The 2,367-nt window shown below is 66.8% G+C and carries 2 protein-coding genes; both read right to left on the minus strand.

Annotation, left to right across the window (positions count from 1 at the left end; all coding sequences use genetic code 11):
- Positions 1-55 precede the first annotated feature (55 nt).
- Entirely contained in the window at positions 56-826 is a 771-nt protein-coding gene (istB, locus tag ACFY1U_RS50905; protein ID WP_031174301.1) for an IS21-like element helper ATPase IstB, read from the minus strand.
- A complete protein-coding gene (istA, locus tag ACFY1U_RS50910) occupies positions 823-2,241 on the minus strand; it encodes an IS21 family transposase (RefSeq protein ID WP_390700927.1) in 1,419 nt (472 codons plus the stop codon). The genes istB and istA overlap by 4 nt, the downstream gene beginning before the upstream one ends.
- Positions 2,242-2,367: the final 126 nt, after the last annotated feature.

Here is a 2,367-nt window from a genome sequence, read left to right on the forward strand (position 1 = left end):
TGTCTAGGTACTCCTCTGAGTGCACCATCGAGTACGAAGTTGTGTGCACCACAGCTCAGGCCACGTCGGTGTCCCGCTCGATGGCCTGGAGGCGGTTCTTGAGCCGGTAGCTGTTGCCGTTGATCGGGACGACTTCGCAGTGGTGCAAGAGCCGGTCGAGGATCGCGGTGGCTAGTACCTCGTCGCCGAAGACCTGGCCCCATTCGCCGAAGGTCTTGTTCGAGGTCAGGATGATCGAGCCCTTTTCGTAACGCTTGGAGATCACCTGGAAGACCAGGTTCGCTTCGGCCCGCTCCAGCGGTTGGTAGCCCACCTCGTCGACCACGAGAACGGCGGGCCGGAGGTAGCTGGTGAGCTTACTGATCAGACGGCCCTGGTCCTCCGCGGCCTTGAGGTGACGGACCATGTCGTCGAGGCTGGTGAAGTAGATCGAGTAGCCGGCCCGGCAGGCCGCGACGGCCAGGGCGACGGCGATGTGCGTCTTGCCGACTCCGGGCGGCCCGAGCAGAGCGACGTTGGCCTTCTCCTCGACGAAGGAGAGGGTGGCCAGGTCCTTGACCTTGCGCGGGTCGAGCTCGGGCTGGAAGGAGAAGTCGTAGTCCTCCAGCGTCTTATGGTGCGGCAGCTTCGACAACCGCAGGCCGTTGCGGAAGCGGCGGTCGTCGCGGACAGCGAGTTCCTCGGACAGCACCAGATCGAGCAGGTCGAGGTAGCCCATCTTGGCCTCATCCGCCCGCTGGATGTACTGGTTCAGAGCCTCGGCCAGGTGCGGCAGGCCGAGCTTGGCGGCGGTGGTGCGGATGCGGGTGCTGGTCAGCTCGCTCAACGGATTTCCTTGCTGGCGGAGTTGGCAGTGAAGGGGCGGGTGCCGGTCAGTTCGTCGTAGACCGACAGCGGACGGCGGCCCACCTCGACATTCGCGGCGGCGGCCCGGTTCAGCAGAGCCTGCAGCGGTCCGGCCTCGGCCCCGACTGCCTGGTCGCGGCGGGGCGAGGGCAGAGCGTCGCCGGTGGTGACCCGGCGGCCGGCTCCGGTGGGAAGGCCGTCCCAGTGAGTCTCATCCACGATGCGGGCGCCTCGGCCAACGGCCCGCGGGTGGACGGCCAACAAGGTCTGGCCACCTGTGTCGGGGGCGATTGAATACAGGCTGACCTGCGACTTCGTGGCCCGGATCTCGACCAGTTGACGGGGTCGGACCTTGCGGGCGGGAACGGAGTAGAGGTTCGCGTCGAAGGCGACCAGGCAGTCCTTGCCGACGTGCCGCAGGTGCCGCTGCGTGACCACATACGGAGTCGCCGGCAGCGGGCGAAGGGCCATGTGGTCGCGCACGGCCCGGTGTCCGATGACTTCGCCGTGGGTGCCGTGGACCTTCGCCCGCCGTAGCGGGACCCAGGCGGCGAAGGCAGCGTTCAGCTCCTCGATGGAAGAGAAGGCCCGACCGGCCAGGACGTGGTCACGGACGATGTTCACCTGCCGCTCGACCCGCCCCTTGCCCTGCGGCCGGTAGGCAGCCAGCACGTCGATGTCGAAGTCGTAGTGCCCGGCGAAGGCGACTGCCTCCGGGTGCAGCGGAACCGCCTCACCGGGAGCGACGTGTCGGCGCACGACCGTCTTGGTGCGGTCATAGACGATGCTCATCGGTACCCCGCCGAAGTGCGCGAACGCGGCCCGGTGGCAGTCGAAGAACGTGGCCAGGTCCTGGCTGGTGGTGAAGCAGCAGAACGGGTCGCGCGAGTACGACAGCGTCATGTGGAACGAGTAGACCTTCGGGATGCCGACATGGGCGAGGATCTTGCCCTCGTCTCCCCAGTCGGCCTGGGCCTGAGCACCAGGGACGACCTCGAAGCGCCGGTGCAGGCCCGCCAACTCACCCGGGCTGATGCCCATTTCCTCCGCGATCCGGGGCCGGGCTTCCTGCAGATAGAGCTTCACCCGCTGGTAGTTGATGCTGACCCCGTACTCCTGGGTCAGGCGCTCGTGGATCACCCTCCCCTTGAGCAGGATCTCGGACCTGAGCATCGCGTCGATCAGCGGCGCGACCTCGTCCACCACCCGCCGAGGCCGCTGATCTGCTGCTTCTCTCTTCGGCGGCGCGACCGATGCGGGGTCCTTGAGGTACTTGCTGACCGTCCGGCGGTTCAGCCCAGTCTCCTTCGCGATCTCCCGCAGACTCATCGCACCGGACTCGTACAGCGGACGAAACCGCCTCAACTCCAGCCAGCGATGCGGATCCAAGACCACCGTCAGCCGCCTCCCTGCCACCCCGAACCGACAGCAGCAGACTCACGGCCGACGCCCCGTCACCGCATCAAAAATGGTGCACTTTCATCCGTACGAGGTGGCGCACGTTCGCTTGTACGCCGACAC

The sequence above is a fragment of the Streptomyces sp. NPDC001351 genome, assembly GCF_042896045.1.
Taxonomy (GTDB): domain Bacteria; phylum Actinomycetota; class Actinomycetes; order Streptomycetales; family Streptomycetaceae; genus Streptomyces.